Origin of the sequence: Thauera sp. K11 (assembly GCF_002354895.1) — a bacterium.
Classification (GTDB): Bacteria; Pseudomonadota; Gammaproteobacteria; order Burkholderiales; family Rhodocyclaceae; genus Thauera; species Thauera sinica.
Genome location: NZ_CP023439.1, coordinates 4,827,362 through 4,848,323 on the forward strand (window position 1 = coordinate 4,827,362; position 20,962 = coordinate 4,848,323).

17 protein-coding genes are annotated in these 20,962 nt (G+C 69.1%); 12 read left to right on the forward strand and 5 right to left on the reverse strand.

The window, feature by feature from the left end; genetic code table 11:
• The first annotated feature begins 271 nt into the window (after positions 1–271).
• The 9 genes from CCZ27_RS21045 to CCZ27_RS21085 all read left to right on the forward strand — a co-directional run bounded on the left by CCZ27_RS21045 (position 272) and on the right by CCZ27_RS21085 (position 10,683).
• Positions 272–1,675, forward strand: coding sequence for a sigma-54 interaction domain-containing protein (locus tag CCZ27_RS21045; RefSeq protein WP_096451491.1), 1,404 nt, complete (start codon positions 272–274; stop codon positions 1,673–1,675).
• Between the two features lie 182 nt (positions 1,676–1,857).
• Positions 1,858–3,255, forward strand: a complete 1,398-nt coding sequence (locus CCZ27_RS21050) for a GntP family permease (protein ID WP_096452858.1) — start codon at positions 1,858–1,860, stop codon at positions 3,253–3,255.
• 34 nt (positions 3,256–3,289) lie between these two features.
• Positions 3,290–5,296: an acyl CoA:acetate/3-ketoacid CoA transferase gene (locus CCZ27_RS21055; RefSeq protein WP_096451493.1), complete on the forward strand. Its 2,007-nt coding sequence runs from the start codon at positions 3,290–3,292 to the stop codon at positions 5,294–5,296.
• Positions 5,297–5,529: 233 nt separating this feature from the next.
• Complete coding sequence (mnmG, locus tag CCZ27_RS21060) at positions 5,530–7,449, forward strand: tRNA uridine-5-carboxymethylaminomethyl(34) synthesis enzyme MnmG (protein ID WP_096452860.1); 1,920 nt, start codon at positions 5,530–5,532, stop codon at positions 7,447–7,449.
• Positions 7,446–8,099 (forward strand): 16S rRNA (guanine(527)-N(7))-methyltransferase RsmG, encoded by a 654-nt coding sequence (gene rsmG / locus CCZ27_RS21065; protein WP_096451495.1) that lies wholly within the window; start codon positions 7,446–7,448, stop codon positions 8,097–8,099. The genes mnmG and rsmG overlap by 4 nt, the downstream gene beginning before the upstream one ends.
• A gap of 285 nt (positions 8,100–8,384) precedes the next feature.
• The gene (locus CCZ27_RS21070) at positions 8,385–9,155 is read left to right on the forward strand and encodes a ParA family protein (protein WP_096451497.1); all 771 of its coding nucleotides are present in this window, start codon (positions 8,385–8,387) and stop codon (positions 9,153–9,155) included.
• Between the two features lie 10 nt (positions 9,156–9,165).
• A complete protein-coding gene (locus CCZ27_RS21075; RefSeq protein WP_096451499.1) occupies positions 9,166–9,459 on the forward strand; it encodes a nucleotidyltransferase family protein in 294 nt (97 codons plus the stop codon).
• Complete coding sequence (locus CCZ27_RS21080; RefSeq protein WP_096451501.1) at positions 9,456–9,818, forward strand: HepT-like ribonuclease domain-containing protein; 363 nt, start codon at positions 9,456–9,458, stop codon at positions 9,816–9,818. Before CCZ27_RS21075 ends, CCZ27_RS21080 begins: the two co-directional genes overlap by 4 nt.
• Before the next feature lies 1 nt (position 9,819).
• Complete coding sequence (locus tag CCZ27_RS21085; protein WP_096451503.1) at positions 9,820–10,683, forward strand: ParB/RepB/Spo0J family partition protein; 864 nt, start codon at positions 9,820–9,822, stop codon at positions 10,681–10,683.
• A 127-nt stretch (positions 10,684–10,810) separates the two neighbouring features.
• On the opposite strand, the gene CCZ27_RS21090 is transcribed toward CCZ27_RS21085, so the two are convergent.
• The 5 genes from CCZ27_RS21090 to CCZ27_RS21110 form a co-directional block, all read right to left on the reverse strand.
• Positions 10,811–13,489 carry a DUF2339 domain-containing protein gene (locus tag CCZ27_RS21090; RefSeq protein WP_096451505.1) on the reverse strand — a complete coding sequence of 893 codons (2,679 nt, stop codon included), beginning with the start codon at positions 13,487–13,489 and terminating at the stop codon, positions 10,811–10,813.
• 31 nt (positions 13,490–13,520) lie between these two features.
• A complete protein-coding gene (locus CCZ27_RS21095; protein WP_096451507.1) occupies positions 13,521–15,404 on the reverse strand; it encodes an MFS transporter in 1,884 nt (627 codons plus the stop codon).
• A gap of 58 nt (positions 15,405–15,462) precedes the next feature.
• Positions 15,463–16,707, reverse strand: coding sequence for an amidohydrolase family protein (locus tag CCZ27_RS21100; protein WP_096452862.1), 1,245 nt, complete (start codon positions 16,705–16,707; stop codon positions 15,463–15,465).
• On the reverse strand, positions 16,707–18,851 hold the full coding sequence (gene aas / locus CCZ27_RS21105) for a bifunctional acyl-ACP--phospholipid O-acyltransferase/long-chain-fatty-acid--ACP ligase (RefSeq protein ID WP_096451509.1): 2,145 nt from the start codon (positions 18,849–18,851) through the stop codon (positions 16,707–16,709). The genes CCZ27_RS21100 and aas overlap by 1 nt, the downstream gene beginning before the upstream one ends.
• Before the next feature lie 89 nt (positions 18,852–18,940).
• Positions 18,941–19,252: an ArsR/SmtB family transcription factor gene (locus tag CCZ27_RS21110; protein ID WP_096451511.1), complete on the reverse strand. Its 312-nt coding sequence runs from the start codon at positions 19,250–19,252 to the stop codon at positions 18,941–18,943.
• Positions 19,253–19,439: 187 nt separating this feature from the next.
• On the opposite strand from CCZ27_RS21110, the gene CCZ27_RS21115 reads away from it, so the two are divergent.
• The 3 genes from CCZ27_RS21115 to atpE are packed head-to-tail and all read left to right on the forward strand — an operon-like array spanning position 19,440 to position 20,940.
• The gene (locus CCZ27_RS21115; protein ID WP_096451513.1) at positions 19,440–19,781 is read left to right on the forward strand and encodes an ATP synthase subunit I; all 342 of its coding nucleotides are present in this window, start codon (positions 19,440–19,442) and stop codon (positions 19,779–19,781) included.
• 2 nt (positions 19,782–19,783) lie between these two features.
• Entirely contained in the window at positions 19,784–20,635 is an 852-nt protein-coding gene (gene atpB / locus CCZ27_RS21120; protein ID WP_096451515.1) for a F0F1 ATP synthase subunit A, read from the forward strand.
• A gap of 56 nt (positions 20,636–20,691) precedes the next feature.
• Positions 20,692–20,940: a F0F1 ATP synthase subunit C gene (gene atpE / locus CCZ27_RS21125; protein WP_096451517.1), complete on the forward strand. Its 249-nt coding sequence runs from the start codon at positions 20,692–20,694 to the stop codon at positions 20,938–20,940.
• Positions 20,941–20,962: the final 22 nt, after the last annotated feature.

Genomic DNA, 20,962 nt, shown 5'->3' on the forward strand with positions numbered 1-20,962 from the left:
CGGGGCAATCGCATGATCGCCCGCATCCGGTCTGGCGGCGGGGGATGCGCTCCGCGTCCTGCGCAACCCGACCTCGCTGCCGCTCGGGACTCGGACCGTACTCGTCCGCTCAACGCATCCCCCGCCGCCAGACCTGCCGCGACGCCAGGCCGACGGCCGCAGGACCTCGTCATGCGATCGCCCTGCGTCGACCACCTGCTCTGCTGCTTTCTGCGCTCCCCGCGATTATCCTGTTGCACATAACAACCAAAGAACAGCGGGAGACACGCCGATGACGAGCCGCGGCGAAACCTTGCGCCAACTGGCGTCGCAGTCGCTTCTGTCGCATTTTGCCGATCTGTGCGACGGGACGGTGATCGTCGATGCCGATGCCAACGTGGTCTGGATGAGCGACCGCTATCTCGGGCGGCTGGGCATCGACGTGCCCGCGGCCGCGATCGGCCGGCCGATCGAGGAAGTCATTCCGAACAGCCTGATGCGGCAGGTGGTCGAGTCGGGGCGGCCGATCATGGTGGACATCATGGATTTCGGCGACGACGCTTTCGTGGTGACCCGCCTGCCGCTGCGCGATGCGGGCGGAAAGGTGGTGGGCGCGGTGGGCTTCATGCTGTACGACGATCCGCGTCACCTGACGCCGGTGGTGGCGCGCTTCCAGCGGCTGCGCGCCGACCTGGCCGAAGCCGAGCGCAAGCTGGTCGCCGAGCGCCGCACCCGCTACTCCTTCACCAGCTTCGTCGGCCTCGGCCCGGCCTGCGCGGAACTCAAGCAGGCGGCACGGCGGGCGGCGCGCACCTCGGCGTCGGTGCTGATCCTCGGCGAAACCGGTACCGGCAAGGAACTGCTGGCGCAGTCCATCCATGCCGCCAGCCCGCGCGCGGCGGGCGCGTTCGTCGCGGTCAACATCGCGGCCGTGCCCGAAACCCTGCTGGAGGCGGAGTTCTTCGGCGTTGCGCCGGGCGCCTATACCGGCGCCGACCGTCGCGGGCGCGAGGGCAAGTTCAAGCTGGCCGACGGCGGCACCCTGTTCCTCGACGAAATCGGCGACATGTCCCTCGCCTTGCAGGCCAAGCTGCTGCGCACCCTTCAGGAGCGGGAGTTCGAGCCCGTCGGCTCCAACCGCCTGGAGACGGCCGACGTGCGCGTCATCGCCGCGACCAGCCGCGACCTCGAGAAGATGGTGGCGGAGGGTGCCTTTCGCGCCGACCTCTACTACCGGCTGAACGTGATCCGCCTCGAGACGCCGCCGCTGCGTGCCCGCACGGAAGACATGCCGCTGCTGGCCGAATACCTGGTGGAGCAGATCTGCCGCCGGCAGGGCATCGCGGTGCGCGGCATCGGCGCGGATGCCATCGCGCGGCTGCGCCGCCACGGCTGGCCGGGCAACGTGCGCGAGCTGTCCAACGTGCTCGAACGGGCCCTGCTGATGACCGATTCCGACCTGCTCGAAGCGGCCGACCTCGACCGCGTGATGCCGTCGGTGGCGGTCGAGCCGGCATGGCGTGCCGCCGCCGAGGGCCGCGCGCCCGCCGGCCTGGCCGAGACGGTGGCGCAGGCCGAGCGCCGCGCGATCCACGCCGCGATCGAAGCCTGCCACGGCAACAAGGCCAAGGCCGCCCGCATGCTGGGGATCTCCCGCGCCGCCCTGTACGAAAAGATCGCCGTCCTGGGGCTGTAGTCGGCCGCGGTCCGCGCTGTCCGCGGGGCCCGACAGGCTGTCCGGAACGGCGGACACTCCGAAGCCGCCATACGACGGGAGAAATCTAGAAAATCTAGTGTTTTCAGTGACTTGGTCCGTCAGGCACGCAATGTGCTGCAGGAGGCGCCACATTCATGGACAACTCCGGAGGAGACAAGAAAGTGGACTTCCTGATCGTACTGGCCTCGCTGGCCTTCCTGATGTTCGTCGCCTATCGGGGCTACAGCGTCATCCTGTTCGCCCCGGTCGCCGCACTCGGCGCCGTGCTGTTCGTCGACCCCAACCTGGTCGCACCGATGTTCACCGGCCTGTTCATGGACAAGATGGTCGGCTTCGTGAAGAACTTCTTCCCGGTCTTCCTGCTCGGCGCGGTGTTCGGCAAGGTCATCGAACTGTCGGGCTTTTCCAAGGCCATCGTCGCCTCGGTGATCAAGCTCATCGGCCGCGAGCGCGCGATGCTGTCCATCGTCATCGTCTGCGCGCTACTGACCTACGGCGGGGTGTCGCTGTTCGTCGTGGTGTTCGCGGTCTATCCGTTCGCCGCCGAGATGTTCCGGCAGGGCGGCATCCCGAAGCGCCTGATTCCCGGCACGATCGCGCTGGGCGCCTTCACGTTCACGATGGATTCGCTGCCTGGTACGCCGCAGATCCAGAACATCATCCCGACCACCTTCTTCAAGACCGACATCTACGCGGCGCCCTGGCTGGGCATCATCGGCGCGCTGTTCATCTTCGCGCTCGGCATGGCGTACCTGGAAGGATGCCGCCGCCGGGCCGCCGCCGCGGGCGAAGGCTACGGCACCGGCCACGTCAACGAGCCGGAGCCCTTCGAGCACGAGAAGCTGGCCCATCCGCTGATCGCCATCCTGCCGCTGGTGATGGTCGGGGTGATGAACAAGGTCTTCACCAGCGCCATCCCGCTGCTCTACGGCGAAAAGGTGTCCTTCATCCCGGCGGTCATCGGCAATGCCGCGCCGGTGGTGCAGCAGACCAAGGCGGTGGCGGCGATCTGGGCGGTCGAGGGTGCGCTGCTGCTGGGTATCGCCACGGTGTTCGTGTTCGCCGGGCGCAGGGTGGTCGCCAAGTTCGCCGAGGGCAGCAAGGGGGCCATCGCCGGTGCCCTGCTGGCGACCATGAACACCGCTTCGGAATACGGCTTCGGCGCGGTCATCGCCGCGCTGCCGGGCTTCCTGGTCGTCGCCAACGCCCTCGGTTCCATCCCCAACCCGCTCGTCAACGAAGCGATCACCGTGACCTCGCTGGCGGGCATCACCGGCTCGGCCTCCGGCGGCATGGGCATCGCGCTGGCGGCCATGGCCGATACCTTCATCGCCAACGCCCAGGCCGCGGGCATTCCGCTCGAGGTCTTCCACCGCGTCGCGTCGATGGCTTCCGGCGGCATGGACACCCTGCCGCACAACGGCGCGGTGATCACGCTGCTCGCAGTCACCGGCCTGACCCACCGGCAGTCGTACAAGGACATCTTCGCCGTCACCTGCATCAAGACCCTGGCCGTGTTCGTGGTGATCGCGGTCTATTACGCCACCGGCCTGGTGTGACCGGACCGGAACCCGGAGGAGACTCGCCATGCCCATGCCGCTCGCCCCGCACCCGATCACCGAACTGCTGCGCGCATCCGATACCGGCAAGATCGTTTCCGCCCGCGATGCCGTCCGCCTCATCAACGACGGCGATACCGTCGCGACCGGCGGCTTCGTCGGCATCGGGTTTCCCGAGAACATCGCGGTCGCCCTCGAGGAACGCTTTCTCGAGGGCGAGGCCGCGGGCCCGCAGGGCCTCGGCTGCCCGCGCGGGCTGACGCTCGTCTATGCCGCCGGGCAGGGCGATGGCAAGGACCGCGGCCTCAACCATCTCGGCCACGACGGCCTGGTCGGCCGGGTGATCGGCGGCCACTGGGGGCTGGTGCCCAAGCTGCAGCAACTGGCGGTGTCGAACCGGATCGAAGCCTACAACCTGCCGCAGGGGGTGATCAGCCACCTGTTCCGCGACATCGCCGCGGGCAAGCCGGGCACCCTGACCCGGGTGGGCCTCGGCACCTACGTCGATCCCCGCTTCGGCGGCGGCAAGCTCAACGCCATGACCACCGCCGACCTCGTCCGCCTGATGGAGATCGACGGCGAGGAGTACCTGTTCTACAAGGCGTTCCCGATCAACGTCGGCATCATCCGCGGCACCACGGCCGATCCGGACGGCAACGTCACGATGGAAAAGGAGGCGCTGACGCTGGAGGCGCAGGCCATCGCCATGGCGGCGCGCAATTCGGGCGGCATCGTCATCGTCCAGGTCGAGCGCATCGCCGAGCGCGGCACGCTGAATCCGCGCCAGGTGAAGGTCCCCGGCGTGCTGGTCGACTGCGTCGTGGTGGCGGAAAAGCCCGAATACCACCTGCAGACCTTCGCCGAGCCCTACAGCGCGGCGTTCTCGGGCGAGATCAGGGTGCCGACGTCGGCGATCGCGGCGATGCCGATGAGCGAGCGCAAGATCATCGCCCGCCGCGCCGCGCTGGAGCTGAAGGCCAACGCGGTGGTCAACCTCGGCATCGGCATGCCCGAAGGGCTGGCCAACGTGGCGACCGAGGAAAAGATCATCGACCTGATGACGCTCACCGCCGAACCCGGGGTCATCGGCGGGATTCCGGCCGGCGGCCTCAGTTTCGGCGCGGCCACCAACGCGCAGGCCGTCATCGACCAGCCCAGCCAGTTCGACTTCTACGACGGCGGCGGGCTGGACATCGCCTTCCTGGGGCTGGCCCAGGCCGACCGCCAGGGCAACCTCAACGTCTCGCGCTTCGGGCCGCGGCTGGCCGGGGCGGGCGGCTTCATCAACATCTCGCAGAACGCCAAGAAGGTCGTGTTCGTCGGCACCTTCACCGCCGGCAACCTGCAGATCGCGATCCGCGACGGCGCACTGGCCATCCTCGAGGACGGCAGGGCGAGGAAGTTCGTCGACGAGGTCGAGCACCGTACCTTCAGCGGCGTCCAGGCCGCCAAGTGGGGCAGGAGCGTGCTCTACGTGACCGAGCGCTGCGTGTTCCGGCTGTGCGAGGAGGGCCTGGAACTCATCGAGATCGCGCCCGGCGTGGATCTGCAGAAGGACATTCTCGACCGCATGGATTTCGTGCCGGTCATGAAGCGGGAACCCGCCCCGATGGATGCCCGCATCTTCCGCGACGAGCCGATGGGCCTGCGCCGCGAACTGCTGGAGATCCCCCTCGAGCGGCGCCTTTCGTACGACGCCCGGCAGAATCTCTTCTTCGTCGATTTCGAGGGGCTGTCGGTGCGCACCGAGGACGACATCGTGCGCATCATGCGCGCGGTCGATGCCGCCCTCGCGCCGGTGGGCCGCAAGGTCGATGCCATCGTCAACTACGACCGCTTCTCCATCGTGTCGGAACTGGTGGACGACTACATCGGCATGGTCAAGGGCCTGATGGAGCGCCACTACAACCAGGTGACCCGATATACCTCCAGCACCTTCCTGCGCATGAAGCTGGGTGAGGCGCTGCAGAAGCACGCGATCGAGCCGCACATCTACGAGCGGGCCGACGAGGCGGAGGACAGGCTGCACGGCGGGCGATGACCGCGGCGGCGCGGCCCGCCTGCAGCCGGCGGGCCGCGCCGCGCTTCGGGCGGATTGCGCGGCCGCAAGCGCGCCAAAGCGTGGGCGTATTCAATAAGCCCATGTTTAGCATGTGAAAAATCGTGGAACAGCGGTGCGGAACGCTAGGCTGGTGGCGCATCTGCGCGTACAATCGGCCCCTCTTCCGACCGGTTTTCGCGTACCGCACCATGCAGCATCCCGCCTCGCAATCCATGCTCTACCCCACCCGCTTCGACGTCATCGTCGTCGGCGGCGGCCACGCCGGCACCGAGGCGGCGCTGGCCGCTGCGCGCATGGGCGCGAAGACGCTGCTGCTCACGCACAACATCGAGACCCTGGGCGCGATGAGCTGCAATCCGTCGATCGGCGGCATCGGCAAGGGCCACCTGGTGAAGGAGGTCGATGCGCTCGGCGGCGCGATGGCGGAGGCCACCGACGAGGGCGGCATCCAGTTCCGCATCCTCAACGCCTCCAAGGGCCCGGCGGTGCGCGCCACCCGCGCGCAGGCCGACCGCGTGCTGTACAAGGCGGCGATCCGCCGCCGGCTGGAGAACCAGCCCGGCCTGTGGCTGTTCCAGCAGGCGGTGGACGACCTGCTCGTCGCCGGCGAGCGCGTCACCGGCGTGGTCACCCAGATCGGCCTGCGCTTCGAGGCGCAGGCGGTGGTGCTGACCGCCGGCACCTTCCTCAACGGCCTGATCCACGTCGGCCTGCAGCACTACGCGGCGGGCCGCGCCGGCGACCCGCCGGCGGTGTCGCTCGGCCAGCGGCTGAAGGAACTCGCGCTGCCGCAGGGGCGGCTGAAGACCGGCACGCCGCCGCGGCTCGATGCGCGCACCATCGACTTCTCGGCGATGACGGTGCAGCCGGGCGACGATCCGGTGCCGGTGTTCAGCTTCCTCGGCTCGGCCGCCCGGCATCCGCGCCAACTGCCGTGCTGGATCACGCAGACCAACGCCGGCACGCACGACATCATCCGCGCCAACCTCGACCGCTCGCCGATGTATTCCGGCGTGATCGAAGGCATCGGTCCACGCTACTGCCCGTCGATCGAAGACAAGATCCACCGCTTCGCCGACAAGGACAGCCACAACGTCTTCCTCGAGCCCGAGGGTCTGGAGACGCACGAGATCTACCCCAACGGCATCTCCACCTCGCTGCCCTTCGACGTGCAACTGCAGGTGGTGCGCAGCATCCGCGGGCTGGAGAACGCGCACATCCTGCGTCCGGGCTACGCGATCGAGTACGACTTCTTCGACCCGCGCAACCTGAAGTCCAGCCTGGAGACGAAGTCGATCGCCGGCCTGTTCTTCGCCGGCCAGATCAATGGCACCACCGGCTACGAAGAGGCGGCGGCGCAGGGCCTGCTGGCCGGCGCCAACGCCGCGCTGCAGGCGCAGGGCCGCGAACCATGGTGTCCGCGCCGCGACGAAGCCTACCTGGGTGTGCTGGTGGACGACCTGATCACCCGCGGCGTGGCCGACCCCTACCGCATGTTCACCTCGCGCGCCGAATACCGCCTGTCGCTGCGCGAGGACAACGCCGACCTGCGTCTGACCGAGAAGGGCCGCGAACTGGGCCTGGTCGACGATGCGCGCTGGACGGCGTTCTGCGCCAAGCGCGAGGCGATCGAGCGCGAGACCGCGCGGCTGAAGGCGACCTGGGCGCTGCCCGACCGCATTCCGGCAGCCGAAGCCGAGCGCGTCGTCGGCAAGGCGCTCGAGCGCGAATACCGCTACTTCGACCTGCTGCGCCGGCCCGAGACCACCTACGCGGCGCTGATGAGCCTGCCCGGCGCGCCGGAAAACCCGGAGACCGACCCGCAGGTGGTCGAGCAGATTGAGATCGCCGCCAAGTACCAGGGCTACATCGACCGCCAGCAGGACGAGGTCGCCAGGCAGGCGCAGGCCGAAGCCACCCGCCTGCCCGCGGGGCTGGACTATGCCGAGGTGCGCGGCCTGTCGCGCGAGGTGCAGCAGAAGCTGAACCTGCACAAGCCCGAGACCATCGGCCAGGCGAGCCGCATCCAGGGCGTGACGCCGGCGGCGATCTCGCTGCTGTTGGTGTGGCTGAAGCGGCGCGACATGGCGGCGCGCGAGGACGCTGCGGGCGGTCAGAGGCGATCGGCGTGAGCGGCGCGCTCGCCGCCCACGCGCGCCGGCTCGCCGACGGCATCGCCGCGCTCGGCTTCGCGCTGCCGCAGGAAACCGTCGACCGGCTGCTCGCCTTCGGTGAACTGCTGCTGAAGTGGAACAAGGTCTACAACCTGACCGCGATCCGCGACCCGCGCGAGGTGATCACCCACCATCTGCTCGATTCGCTCGCGGTGCTGCCCTGCCTCGAGCGCGTCGAGCGGCTCGCCGACATCGGCTCCGGCGGCGGTCTGCCCGGCATTCCGCTGGCCATCGTGCGCAGCGGGCTGATCGTCAGCTCCATCGAGGCGGTGAACAAGAAGGCGAGCTTCCAGCAGCAGGCCAGGATCGAACTGCAACTGGGCAATTTCAGTGTGATCAACGAACGGGTGGAGAAGGTCGCCCCCGACCGCCTGCCGGGCGGCGCGGCCGACGGCGTGATCTCGCGCGCCTTCTCCAGCCTCGCGGACTTCGTGCAGTCGTCCGGCCATCTCGTCGCCGCGGGCGGCGCGCTGTACGCGATGAAGGGCGTGCAGCCGGCCGACGAGATCGCGGCGCTGCCCGCCGGCTGGGCCGTCACCGCGGTGCATGCGCTGCAGGTGCCGGGGCTGGATGCCGAACGTCATCTGCTGGTCATCGAGCGTGCATGAAATTCGTCGGGCAGGGCGCCTTGGGCGATGGCTGCCCGCAACCCGGCAGGTCCGGCGCGGGCTGATGCGCGGAGCGGGCGAGCACTGTCCGAGTCCCGAGCGCAGCGAGGTCGAGTTGCGCAGAACGTGGAGTGCATCCGTCCGCACCGGACCGGATTGGAACACCAGTGTGCGAACACGCGCCGGCCATGCCGCGGTCCGGCTGCTGCACTGCCGCATTGAAGTAAACTCCGGGTTTCGCGCCGTGCGCGATTCTCCTGCAACCGGACAAGGCTGAAGCCGAACATGGCCCGAATCTTCTGTGTCGCCAACCAGAAAGGCGGGGTGGGCAAGACCACCACCTGCGTCAACCTCGCCGCCGCGCTGCACCTGGCCGGGCAGCGCACGCTGCTGGTCGACCTCGACCCGCAGGGCAACGCCACGATGGGCAGCGGGGTGGACAAGCGCACGCTGGAAAAGTCGGTGTATCACCTGCTGGTCGGGCTGGCGGCGCTGGACGAAGCGCGGGTGAAGTCCGAAACCGGCGGCTACGACATCCTGCCGGCCAACCGCGACCTCGCCGGCGCCGAAGTGGAACTGGTCAACCTCGACAACCGCGAGAAGCGGCTGCGCGAAGCCCTGCGCGCCTTCGATGCCGAATACGACTTCGTGCTGATCGACTGCCCGCCGTCGCTGTCGATGCTGACGCTGAACGGCCTGTGCGCCGCCCACGGCGTGATCATCCCGATGCAGTGCGAGTACTACGCGCTCGAAGGCCTGTCGGACCTGGTGAACACCATCAAGAAGGTGCACGCCAACCTCAACCGCGACCTCAAGATCATCGGCCTCTTGCGGGTGATGTTCGACCCGCGGGTGACGCTGCAGCAGCAGGTCTCCGCCCAACTCGAAGATCACTTCGGCGACAAGGTGTTCAACGCCATCGTGCCGCGCAACGTGCGCCTGGCCGAAGCGCCCAGCCACGGCATGCCGGGCGTGGTGTTCGACCGCGCGGCCAAGGGCGCGCAGGCCTACATGGCCTTCGCCACCGAGATGATCGAACGCGTCAGGACGCTGTGAGGAGCCGACCATGGGCCGCCTGCTCGACGAACTGATCGCCCGCCGCGAGGAAGTGCTGGCCTGCCTCGCCCGCCACCGCGCGTCCAACCCGCGGGTGTTCGGCTCGGTGGCGCGCGGCGAGGAAGGGGCGGACAGCGATATCGACCTGCTGGTGGAGCTTCCAGGCGATGTGTCCTCGTTCGAGGTTGTCCGCCTCAACCAGGAACTGGACGATGTGCTTGCGCACCGGGTGGACCTGGTCGTCGAGGACGAACTGCATCCGGCATTGCGGGTGAGGGTGCTGGCCGAGGCGCGTGCGCTGTGACGCGTGAGCGAGACATTCTGCTGCTGGTCGGCGACATGCTGGCAGCCCTGGATGAAATCGACACCTTCGCCCAGGTGGGCGAGGCGGTCTTCCTGGGCGACCTCCGGACGCAGCGGGCCATCGAGCGCAGTTTCGAGATACTCGGCGAGGCGGCCAACCAACTGCCCGCAGAGCCCAGGGCCCGGTACGCCGACGTGCCGTGGCGCGTCATCATCGATCACCGCAACCGCCTGATCCACGGCTATGCCTCGGTGGAGCCGGCGCGGGTCTGGCAAACCATCGTGCGTGACCTGCCTGGCCTGCGTGTCAGTCTGGAACGACTACACTCCTTGATTCGGGGCGAGCAGCCCGACCAATGACATGACCCCACCCAAACTCAAAGGCCTCGGCCGCGGCCTCGACGCCCTGCTGGCCGCCAACCGCGACGACGAAGCCGAGAAGGGCGAGCTGCAGACGCTCGCCACCGACGCGCTGCAGCCCGGCAAGTACCAGCCGCGCACCCGCATGGACCCCGGTTCGCTCGAAGAGCTGGCGGCGTCGATCAGGGCGCAGGGCGTGATGCAGCCGGTGCTGGTGCGCCCGCTCGCGCAGTTCGACGGCGAGCCGCGCTACGAGATCATCGCCGGCGAACGGCGCTGGCGCGCCTCGCAGATCGCCGGGCTCACCGCGCTGCCCTGCCTGGTGCGCGAGATCCCCGACGAGGCCGCGCTGGCGATGTCGCTGATCGAGAACATCCAGCGCGAGGACCTGAATCCGCTCGAAGAAGCGAGCGGCATCCAGCGCCTGATCGACGAGTTCACGATGACGCACCAGCAGGCGGCCGACGCGGTCGGCCGCTCGCGTCCGGCGGCGTCCAACCTGCTGCGGCTGCTGAACCTGGCCAAGCCGGTGCAGGAACTGCTGATGGCCGGCGACATCGACATGGGGCATGCGCGTGCGCTGCTGCCGCTCGACGGCGCCAGCCAGATCCAGCTCGCCAACCTCGTCGCGGCGAAACAGTTGTCGGTGCGCGACACCGAGCGCCTCGTGCAGCAGGCGCTCAATCCGCGCCAGAAGAAGGCGGTGCCGCCGCCCGACCGCGATCTGCTGCGGCTGGAAGAGGAAATCGCCGACGTCATCGGCGCCACGGTCAAGATCAAGGCCAACAAGAAGGGCGCCGGCGAAGTGGTGATCCGCTTCGGCAGCCTGGACCAGCTCGACGGCCTGCTCGGCCGCCTGCGCTGAGCCGGCCGGATCGATGATCCGGCCGTCGAACGAGGATGCTGCGCAGCTTGGGTCGAGTGCGGCGAAGCCCGGCGCGAGCGCCTGGATATCACCGCCGTTCGGCTTCCTTCGTCAGCCAGCCTGCGCTTCAGTCTTCGTCGTTCACGGGTTGCCGCGGCGGCAGCGGCGAGAAGTAGCCCACCACCAGCAACAGCAGCCCGGCGCCGATGAAGGACACGATGCGGGTGAGCGTGCCGCTCGCCGCCATGTCCACCAGGAAGAGCTTGGCCACCACCGCCGCCATCAGGCCCGCGCCCGCCAGCCACATCGGCCGGCTGGCGCGGCGGTTGGCGAGCAGCATCAGGCCGAGCCCGAGCGCCGCCCAGAACAGCGACAGCGCCGTCTGCGTGGTGTCGGCGGCGAGCAGCCGGGCGAGATCCCAGGGCAGGCCGGTGGCGTGATGCACGCCGCGCAGCAGCGCGGCATTCGCGCCGATGAAGGTGATCACTGCCAGCCCGGCCTGCAGCGTGCGTATCGGCCCGGTCACCGCTTCCAGCCCGGCGCGGGCGCGCCGCAGCCACCAGGCGATGCTGCCGAGCAGCGCAGCTACGCAAAGATCGAGCGGGTTGAGCACGGGCAGGTAGGCGAGCGGCCAAGCATTGCCATCGGCCAGCGGCAGGATGGCCAGCGACCACAGCGCCAGCCCCGCCGCCAGCGGCATGCCGCCGCGGCAGAGGTAGGCGCCGCGCCAGCCGGACAGCGGCCAGCGCGCGCAGTCGGCCCGCCACGCGAGCGCGGCCAGCACCAGCACCGCCGGCGCGGCGAAGGCCGCCGTCTTCCAGCCGTTGCCGAGGTCGAGCGCAGCGACCTGTCGCCCCACTTCTTGCGAGAGCGCGAGCGCGATCAGCCACACCCCGGCAGCGTGGGTCCAGCTCAGCAATGCGCGCGCAGGATGCGCATCGGCGCGGCGCAGTGCGAGGCCGTGCAGCGCCAGCGCGAGCGGCCACGCCAGCCAGCCGCCGTGGCCGGAGGGTGGCACGCCGTAGTCCGTCGCCTGGGCCAGCGCCAGCAGCATGCCGGCGGCCGGCAGCGCTACCGCGAATTGCAGATCGGCCCAGCCCAGGCGCGGCGCCAGCGCCACGGCCAGCGCGCCGCTGACGGCGAACAACAGCAGGTGCGCCGCCGGACGGGTGCCGGTGAGCACCTGGGTGTCGATCTCCGCCCAGCCGCCGACCAGCCACCACAGCCACGCCCAGGCGAGCAGCGCCCGGCCGATGGGGCGCAGCCAGGCCGGCCAGCCCGTCTGCCGATCGGCCAGCCAGGCGCTGACGAAGCCGGCGCCGGCGATCATGGTGGTGCCGAGGAAGGCGCTGTTGAGCACCGCGAAGCCGCGCAGGCCGGGATGCTGGGCGAGGTCGGCGGCGAACAGCAGGCCGGCGCCCGCCTGCAGCAGCAGGCCGCTGGCGGCGGCAAGCCGGCGCTGCTGCTGCAGCCCGACCCACCACAGCGCGGCGCCTTCCAGTGCCCACGCCGCCGCGCTCCAGCGGCCGTCGAAGGCGAGCGGGATCGCCAGCGTCAGGAAGGCGATACCGAGCGCGGTGAAGCTCTTCACCAGCAGTGCCAGCGGCGGACGCCGCAGCCGGTGCAGCACGGCGGCGAGCAGCAGGTAGAAGATGCCGACCGCCGCGGCGCTCCACGCCAGCGCGTTCGGCATGCCATGCACCAGCGCCGCCTGCAGGCCGAAGCCGACCACGGGCACGCCGAACACCAGCGTGCCGTCCACCGGGTCGCGCAGGCTGGGCGCGTGTTTCCAGGCGTAGGCCACCGCCGCGGCCACGTACATCAGGCAGAACAGGATCAGGAAGGGTTCGGTGGTGGCGAAGTGCCAGGGGTGGTAGTCGCCGGCGCCCCAGGCCAGGCCGATGGCGAAGGTGAACAGGAAGCCGGTGAGGTTGAGCGAGCGCCAGGCCCGCCACCACGCCAGCGCCAGCACGCCGGTGTTGAGCAGGGCATAGTAGGTGAACAGCTCGACGTGGGTGCCGCCGCCGGTGGAGGCGAGGATGGGCGCCGCGAAGCCGCCCGCGGTGCCGATCACCGCCAGCGGCGCGGCGTCCTGGCGCACCGCGAACCAGGCGGCGACCGCCACCATCACCAGCATCAGCCCGAAGGCGGCGCCCGGCGGCAGCAGTCCATACAGGCGGAAGGCGGCGAACACCGTCAGGTAGAGCACTGCGACGCCGCCGCCCTGCAGCGTCAGCGCGTAGCCGCGGCGCTGCTCGCGCAGCCGCCAGCCGATGGCGGCCAGGGCGCTGCCGGCGGCGGCGATGCCGGCCAGGCGCAGCGCCGGCGGCAGCAGCGCGTGCTCCACCGCGTAGCGGGCGAGGAAGGTCAGCCCGAAGAACAGCACCAGGATGCCCACCCGCACCAGGGTGTTGCCGCCGAGCAGCCAGTCGCGGCAGCGGGCGTAGAGCGGGTCGAGGTCGAAGCGTTCGGCGGCCGTTGCCGTATCGCGGGTAGCGGCCGGGGCAGCCGCGGGCGCAGGCGCGACGGCCGGCAGGTCGAGATCGAGGTCGAGTTCGCGCGTTGCGGCGGCCGCGACGGCGGGCGCTGCCGGCGGCGGCGCGGGCCGGGCGCCCAGCTGTGCCGACAGCGCGGCGAGTTCGCGTTCGAGCGCGGCGATGCGCTCGTCCTGGCGCATCCGCGACTGCGCCTGCTCCCTGCGCAGGCTGGCCACCAGCCCGCCCAGCACCGCGCCGGCCAGCGCACCCGCCGGCCCGCCGAGCAGGCCGGCGATGGCGCCGGCCGCGATCCACAGCAAGTTTGCCATCGGTTCCTCCCGTCCCGGCGCCAAGTCGGGGTCAGCGCCAGTCGCCGCGCAGCTCGGCGACGCGGGCCTGGAGCGCTTCCGCGCTGGCGTCCGCCGCCGCCAGCGGCGCGCCGGCCACCAGTTCGATGCGGTTGAAGATGCCGCGCCGCAGCGGCCGCGACATCGCCCTTCCGTCCTTGCGCGAGAAGAAGCTGCCCCACAGGCCGCGCAGCGCCAGCGGCACCACCGGCACCGGCGTGCGTTCGACGATGCGGCGGATGCCGGGGCGGAAGCCGTCGATCTCGCCGTCCTCGGTGATGTGGCCTTCGGGGAAGATCGCCACCAGCTCGCCGGCTTCGAGCGCGCGGGCGACCTCGTCGAAGGCGCGTCTGACCATCTCCGGGTCCTCCTTCGCCGACGCGATCGGGATCGCCCGCCCCTCGCGGAAGACGAAGCGCAGCAGCGGCAGACGGAAGATGTGGTGATGCATGACGAAGCGGATCGGCCGCCGGCTCGCCGCCATGATCACCAGCGCGTCGACGAAGCTGACGTGGTTGCACACCAGCACCGCCGGGCCGTTCTGGGGAATGTGCCCGATGCCCTTCACCTCCAGCCGGTACACCGTATGCACCAGCAGCCACACCAGGAAGCGCAGCAGGAATTCCGGCACCAGGGTGTAGATGTAGGCGGCCACCGCGATGTTGAGCAGCCCGGTGACGAGGAAGAGCCCGGTCACGCCCAGCCCGGCGGCGAGCAGCCCCGCGCCCATGGCGGCGGCGACCACCATGAAGAGCGCGTTGAGGATGTTGTTGCCGGCGATGATGCGGGAGCGGTGTTCCGGCTCGCTGCGGCTCTGGATCAGCGCGTACAGCGGCACGATGTAGAAGCCGCCGAAGATGCCGATGGCGACGAGGTCGGCGATGGCATGCCAGGTGCCCGGCCGCGCCAGCACCTCGGCGAGCGGCAGCGCCGCGGTGCCGGCCGCGACGGCGGCGGGGCTGGACCACCACAGGTCGAGCGCGAACAGCGACAGGCCGATCGAACCGAAGGGCACCAGACCGATCTCGATGTGGCCGGTGGACAGCCGCTCGCACAGCAGCGAGCCGATGCCGATGCCGACCGAGAACACCGCCAGCAGCAACACCACCGCGTGCTCGTTGCCGCCGAGCACGTCCTTGGCGTAGGCGGGGAACTGCGACAGGAAGACCGCACCGTAGAACCAGAACCAGGACACGCCGAGGATGGACAGGAACACCGTGCGGTTGCCGCGCGTGAAGGCGAGGTTGCGGCAGGTCTCGGTGACCGGGTTCCAGTTGATCGTCAGTTCCGGCGCGGCCGCGGCAGCCAGCGGCACGCCGCGGCTGGCGAGGTAGCCGAGCACCGCGATCGCCACGGTGGCGATCGACACCCACAGCGTGCCGTCCGGCAGGCTGACGAGCACGCCGCCGGCCAGCGTGCCGAGCAGGATGGCGACGAAGGTGCCGGACTCGACCAGCGCGTTGCCGCCGATCAGTTCGTCCTCGCGCAGGTGCTGCGGCAGGATGGCGTACTTCACCGGGCCGAACAGCGTGGATTGGGCGCCCATCAGGAACAGGCACGCCAGCATCAGCGCCAGCGATTCGAACGCGAAGGCGACGCAGGCGAGCGCCATCACCACGATTTCCAGCAGCTTGGTGAAGCGCATCAGCCGGCTCTTCTCGTACTTGTCGGCGATCTGGCCGGAGGTGGCGGAGAATAGGAAGAAGGGCAGGATGAAGAGCCCGGCGCACAGATTCACCAGGATGCCCGGCGCCAGCGTGGTGTAGCGCGCGGCCTGGAAGGTGAGCAGCACCACCAGCGCATTCTTGTAGACGTTGTCGTTGAAGGCGCCGAGGAACTGGGTGAGGAAGAAGGGCAGGAAGCGGCGCTGCTTCATCAGCGCGGACTGGTGGTTCACGGGACTGCTCTCCTGTCGCTGCGCGACATCCCCCCGGGGGAGGTTGACACAGGGTGTCTCATGCGACGCTCCTGTCGAAATGGCGGCGGTTTTCGAAGACGGTAGGGGCAAGACTGCGCCCGCGCGAGGCGAGCCGGCGCTTGAGGGCGAAGTCGAACAGGATGGGATTGTGATGGCGCAGCGTGTCCAGCGCCGGCACGCTGTCCTCGTCGAGCAGGCGTTCCTTCACCAGCCGGCCGAGCGGGATCAGCGGCACGATGCCGGGCAGCGGGTAGTCGCTGCCGAACAAGAGGCGATCGTGCCATTCGCGCCGTTCGACCAGGGTGCGCAGGACCTCCGGCTTGCGGTTGATCAGCGTGATCGCCGAAATGTCGCCATACAGGCCACCGCCGTGCTGCGTCTCGTCCATCAGCCGGGCGAACAGGTCGAAGGTCGGCACGCGCCGGCCGCCGTGATCGGTGTCGATGTCGCTGCCGATGCTGCCGCAGTGCGCGGCGATCACCCGCACGCCGTGCGCCAGCGCGCGGCGCAGGCGCAGCGGGTTGGACCATTCCGGGCGGCCGGGGCCATGCACCGCCAGTTCTTCGCCGACGTGGACGACGAGCGGCAGGCCGAGCTGGGCGAGCGCGGCGTAGAAGGCGTCGCAGCGGGGCGAGGCCGGATCGATGCCCATCGCCGGCGGCAGCCACTTGACCGCGCGGGCGCCGTCGGCCGCGGCCGCATGCAGCGCGTCGACCGCATCGGCACGCAGCGGATGGATGGAGCAGGCCCACTCGAAGCGTGCGGGATCGCGCCGGGCGACGTCGCGGGCGTAGCCGTTGGGCACGTAGATGCTGCCTTCCAGCGGCAGCATGCGGCCGGCCTCGTCGTAGGCGCGCTCGAAGGCGTAGAGCAGCAGCTTGAAGCCGGCCGGGGCGTCGCCGCACAGATTCTGCAGGCGGGCGACGTAGCTCTCGTCCACCTGCCCCGGCGCGCGGTGGGCGCAGCCGGCGTTGAGGTAGAACAGGCGCTGGGCGTATTCCCACGGCCGCAGCGGCGACTGCATCTTGTCGGAGATCTCGATGCCGCGGCCCGAGTCGCCGGTGCCGGCCAGATGCACGTGCATGTCCCACACCCTGGCCGGGTCGAGGCCCGCCCAGGCTTCGGCCAGCAGCGCATGCACGGCCGGGTCGTCGGGCAGGCTGGCGTGGCAGGCGTTCATCAGCAGCGGCCGCGCCGCGGCAAGGCTGCCGCCGGCCGCCAGCGCCAGGCCGGCGCCGCCGAGCAGCAGGCGCCGTCGCCGGGGGGAGAAACGGGCGCCCATCACGCGGCCTCCGCCCACTGCTTGAGCGTCACGTAGTCGATCTTGCCGGTGCCGAGCAGTGGCAAGGTATCGACCGTGACGATGCGGCGCGGCACCGCGATCTCCGGCCAGCCGCCGTCGCGCGCCGCGGCCTGCAGGCGTTCGCGGCTGAGCGAGCGGTCGGTGGTGAACAGCAGGATGTTCTCGCCGCGGGCGGCGTCCGGCTGGCTGGCGGCAGCGTGCGCCGCGCAGGGCGCGGCCTGCACCGCGAGCTTTTCCACCGCTTCGAGCGACACCATCTCGCCGGCGACCTTGGCGAAGCGCTTGACCCGGCCGACGATGGAGAGGAAGCCGTCGCCGTCGATCTCGACCACGTCGCCGGTCTCGTACCAGCCGTCGCCGGCCTCGGACGACGGCGGCTGCAGTACGCCGGGTTTTTCGACGCGCAGGTAGCCGGACATCAGGTTGGGGCCGGCGACGTGCAGCATGCCGCCGCGCGCGATGCCGGGCACCGGCAGCAGCTTCGCCTGCAGGCCGGGCAGCAACTGGCCGACGGTGCCGCTGCGGTAGGCCATCGGCGTGTTCACCGCCAGCACCGGGGCGGTTTCGGTGGCGCCGTAGCCCTCGAAGATGCGGATGCCGAACTTCTCGAACCAGGCGCTGCGCACCGCGTCGGAAAGTTTCTCGGCGCCGGCGATGACGTAGCGCAGGCGGTAGAAGTCGTAGGGGTGGGCGAAGCGCGCGTAGTTGCCGAGGAAGGTGCTGGTGCCCAGCAGCACGGTGCAGCCGCGGTCGTAGGCCAGCTCGGGAATCACGCGGTAGTGCAGCGGCGAGGGATAGAGGAAGACCTCGGCGCCGGCCAGCACCGGCAGCAGCGCGCCGCCGGTGAGGCCGAAGGAGTGGAACAGCGGCAGCGCATTGAGCATCTTGTCGTCGGGCGAGATGTCGATCACGGCGCGGATCTGCGCGACGTTGGCGAGCAGCGCGCGCTGCGACAGCACCACGCCCTTGGGGCTGCCTTCCGAGCCGGACGTGAACAGCACGACGGCCGGATCTTCGGGTTGCAGCCGGCGGGCCGCCAGCCGTGGAAAGGGCAGTGCCCACAGCATCAGCCACAGCTTGTCGGCGAGACCGATGCCGGCGCGCAGGTCCTCGAGGTAGACGATGTCCACGCCGTGAAGTGCGGCGAGCTTGTCGGCCAGGCGGGCTTGTTCGACGAAGGCGCGCGAGGTGATGACGGTGCGCAGGCTGGCGGCGGTGCACGCGGCCTGCAGGCCATCGCTGCCGGCGGTGTAGTTGAGCATCGCCGGGACGCGGCCGAAGGCGTTGAGGCCGAACACCAGGCCGAGCGTCGGCGCGAGGTTGGGCAGCAGGACGCCGATGCGTTCGCCCGGCGCGGCCAGTCTGGCGCCGAGGCGGCCGAGCATCAGCGCCATCTTCAGCAGGTCGCCGTAGCCGTATTCGATCTGCTTCATGTCCTCGACCACGCGGCGGCGGCGGCCGTGGATCGCGGCGGTGTCGAGCAGCGCGTCGAACAGCGTCTGCTGCGGCCGCGAGGCGAACAGCATTTCCTGCATCAGCCGGCGCATCGCCTCGCCCGCCTGGCGGCGGCGTTCGCGCGCGCTGCCCGTGGCCGGCATGTCGATACGGGTGGCGGGCTGGACGCTCAGGGTGATGCGCGGCAGCAGGCGGCGCGGGTGGCGGCCGGCCACGCGCGAGAAATAACTGCGCGCGGCGCCATCGACGCGGACGGGAACCACGGTGGCGCCCGTCTTCGCCGCGACGAAGGCGGGGCCGTCGTAGACCTTCATCAGGCTGCCGGTGGTGGTGATGCGGCCCTCGGGGAAGATCACCACCGGCCGGCCGCTCTCGATCAGGCGGATGACCCGCTTCATCGCCATCGGATTGGCCGGATCGACGGCGAGGTGATCGACCAGGCGCAGCGCGAGGCGGAACCAGACATGCCGCGCGACGCCGGTGTGGACGACGAAGACGGGCGAGATCGGCAGGAAGAGGCCGAGCAGCAGCCCGTCGAGGAAGGATTCGTGGTTGGCGACGACCAGCAGGCGCGGATCGTCGAATTGGGTGATGTCGCCTTTCAGCCGGACGCGGCAGAGGCGTCCGAGCAGGAAGCGCAGCAGCGACTTGATGAGTGCGACGGCCATGGTTCCGATACCCGTGTGATGAGGACGGGCCGGATCATGCCGTTAAAATGACAACATGTCGAGACATTTCGACATGTTGTTTGCAAATGCTAGAGATGCGCATCGAGGTAGTCGCGCACGTTGTCGAAGGTCTCGGCGAGAAAGTCCTTGTTTACCCAGAAAAAAATTTCCTTGCCGATTTTCTCGGAGCTGAGCACGCCGGCTTCGCGCAGGATCTTGAGATGATGCGACACCGCGGGGCGCGACAGGGTCGATACCTCGGCGATCTGGCTGACGTTGAGTCGCTCGCCGCGCTCGAAGGTGAGCAGGATGCGCTGCCGGTGTTCGTCGCCGAGCGCGGTGAAGACGCGCGACATCTGCTGCCACGCCGCCGGAATCGCGCGGGAATAGTCTGGATTCATGTGCGCATGTTCGCGAGCGCGCGGGCTTCCTGTCAATCCTGCGGCACGAGTCTTATATAAGCTGGAAGACATGTGCCGGCCGTATGCGATGCTGTTCCGCGAAGTTTGACTTCCCTACGGTTAACCCCTAGTATTCGCGGGATTTTTGGCGGTCGCCAGCGCTTCGGATGTGCTGGTGTCAAACCCGATGCTTAATGCCGTTCTGTTGCAGTTGGGCGCAACCCTGCTCGCGATCGCGATCTCGGCCGTGCTGTTCGGCCTTCGTGGGGCGATCTCGGCCGCGTGCGCAGGGTTCGCGTGCGTGCTGCCGAGCTGGATGTTCGCCATGCGTCTGCGTGCCATCACGCGCAGGACGGGTACCGCAACGGTGACCGCCTTCGTCGCGGGCGAGTTCTTCAAGATCGCCTCGATCGTGGGATTGTTGGTGCTGGCCCGGGCCCTGTATCCGGACCTGCACTGGGGAGCGCTGCTGATCGGACTGGTCCTGGCGCTCAAGGCGAATTTGTTTGCATTTCTGGTAAAGACCTGACCATGGCTACTGAAGGGCACGCTCCCACCGCTTCCGAATACGTCGTCCACCACCTGACGCACCTGAACACGACCGGCCATGCCCAGAAGAGCATCGTCGATTTCAGCGTCTTCAACCTGGACTCGCTGTTCTACTCCGTCGCACTCGGCCTGCTGACGGTGTTCCTATTCTGGCTCGCCGCGCGCAAGGCCACCTCTGGCGTGCCCGGCCGCTTCCAGAGCATCGTCGAGGTGCTCGTCGAGATGGTGGCCGACCAGGCCAAGGGCATCATCCACAGCGCCGAATCGCGCAAGTTCGTCGCTCCGCTGGCGCTGACCGTGTTCGTGTGGATCTTCCTGATGAACGCGATGGATCTGCTGCCGGTCGATCTGCTGCCGCGCATCTGGGAAGGCGTCTATGCTTCCGCCGGCGGCGATCCCGCCCACGCCTACCAGCGCGTGGTGCCGACCGCCGACCTCTCGGCCACGCTGGGCCTGTCGATCGGCGTGCTGCTGCTGTGCCTCTACTACAACGTCAAGATCAAGGGCTTCGGCGGCTGGGTGCACGAACTCTTCACCGCCCCGTTCGGCAGCCACCCGCTGCTGTATCCGGTCAACTTCCTGATGCAGATGATCGAGTTCCTCGCCAAGACCGTGTCCCACGGCATGCGGCTGTTCGGCAACATGTACGCCGGCGAGCTGATCTTCATCCTGATCGCGCTGCTCGGCAGCACCGCCACCGTCTTCGGTCTGGTCGGTCACGTCATCGCCGGCACCATCTGGGCGATCTTCCACATCCTGATCATCACCCTGCAGGCATTCATCTTCATGATGCTGACGCTGGTGTACATCGGTCAGGCGCACGAAGGTCACTGACCCGTTTCATCGCAGTACCTGGTTTTTAAACTCATCAATCTCACTAAGGAGTCGTCATGGAAAACGTTCTGGGTTTTGTTGCTCTGGCCGCCGGTCTGATCATCGGTCTGGGTGCCATCGGCGCTTGCATCGGCATCGGCATCATGGGTTCCAAGTACCTCGAAGCTTCCGCCCGCCAGCCTGAACTGATGAATGCCCTGCAGACCAAGATGTTCCTGCTGGCCGGTCTGATCGACGCCGCGTTCCTGATCGGTGTCGGTATCGCCATGATGTTCGCGTTCGCCAACCCGTTCATCCTCCAGTAATCGTCTCCTTAATCCTCTAAGG

What these genes read in the sequence shown, in the direction of transcription:
- mnmG (WP_096452860.1), top strand. Translation starts at nt 5,530, where the DNA reads ATGCTCTACCCCACCCGCTTCGACGTCATCGTCGTCGGCGGCGGCCAC.
- aas (WP_096451509.1), bottom strand. Translation starts at nt 18,851, where the DNA reads ATGGCCGTCGCACTCATCAAGTCGCTGCTGCGCTTCCTGCTCGGACGC.
- CCZ27_RS21075 (WP_096451499.1), top strand. Translation starts at nt 9,166, where the DNA reads ATGGGCCGCCTGCTCGACGAACTGATCGCCCGCCGCGAGGAAGTGCTG.
- CCZ27_RS21115 (WP_096451513.1), top strand. Translation starts at nt 19,440, where the DNA reads ATGCTTAATGCCGTTCTGTTGCAGTTGGGCGCAACCCTGCTCGCGATC.
- CCZ27_RS21085 (WP_096451503.1), top strand. Translation starts at nt 9,820, where the DNA reads ATGACCCCACCCAAACTCAAAGGCCTCGGCCGCGGCCTCGACGCCCTG.
- CCZ27_RS21090 (WP_096451505.1), bottom strand. Translation starts at nt 13,489, where the DNA reads ATGGCAAACTTGCTGTGGATCGCGGCCGGCGCCATCGCCGGCCTGCTC.
- CCZ27_RS21100 (WP_096452862.1), bottom strand. Translation starts at nt 16,707, where the DNA reads ATGGGCGCCCGTTTCTCCCCCCGGCGACGGCGCCTGCTGCTCGGCGGC.
- CCZ27_RS21070 (WP_096451497.1), top strand. Translation starts at nt 8,385, where the DNA reads ATGGCCCGAATCTTCTGTGTCGCCAACCAGAAAGGCGGGGTGGGCAAG.
- atpE (WP_096451517.1), top strand. Translation starts at nt 20,692, where the DNA reads ATGGAAAACGTTCTGGGTTTTGTTGCTCTGGCCGCCGGTCTGATCATC.
- CCZ27_RS21110 (WP_096451511.1), bottom strand. Translation starts at nt 19,252, where the DNA reads ATGAATCCAGACTATTCCCGCGCGATTCCGGCGGCGTGGCAGCAGATG.
- atpB (WP_096451515.1), top strand. Translation starts at nt 19,784, where the DNA reads ATGGCTACTGAAGGGCACGCTCCCACCGCTTCCGAATACGTCGTCCAC.
- CCZ27_RS21045 (WP_096451491.1), top strand. Translation starts at nt 272, where the DNA reads ATGACGAGCCGCGGCGAAACCTTGCGCCAACTGGCGTCGCAGTCGCTT.
- CCZ27_RS21055 (WP_096451493.1), top strand. Translation starts at nt 3,290, where the DNA reads ATGCCGCTCGCCCCGCACCCGATCACCGAACTGCTGCGCGCATCCGAT.